The sequence below is a fragment of the Bradyrhizobium cosmicum genome (assembly GCF_032290525.1).
In the GTDB taxonomy this organism is placed as follows: domain Bacteria; phylum Pseudomonadota; class Alphaproteobacteria; order Rhizobiales; family Xanthobacteraceae; genus Bradyrhizobium; species Bradyrhizobium cosmicum_A.
In genome coordinates this window covers 1-244 of the sequence record NZ_JASXTA010000512.1, presented here as the reverse complement: position 1 = coordinate 244, position 244 = coordinate 1, and the positions used below count along the sequence as shown (strand labels likewise).

General features: G+C 68.0%; 1 protein-coding gene. It reads left to right on the top strand.

What is annotated here, in order from left to right:
• Window positions 1-185: diguanylate cyclase domain-containing protein (locus QSV46_RS40755; protein WP_314964417.1), on the top strand; the 185-nt coding region annotated here is incomplete at its 5' end.
• Window positions 186-244: the final 59 nt, after the last annotated feature.

Here is a 244-nt window from a genome sequence, read left to right as displayed (position 1 = left end):
GAGAAATTCTCGGCCGCGTCACCATCTCGGTCGGCGTCTCCATGCTGAAGCCGGACGACGACACGGATTCGCTGATCGAGCGCGCCGATGCCTGCCTCTACGCCGCCAAGCGCAACGGCCGCAACCGTGTGGTCTGCGAACTCGACCCCGAATACGCCGCCGAGACCCGCGGCCAGGTCGCCTAGGCAGCTACTTGCGTGGCGCCTTCCTCACCTTGGCCGCCGGCTTGCGCGCGGTAACGGCC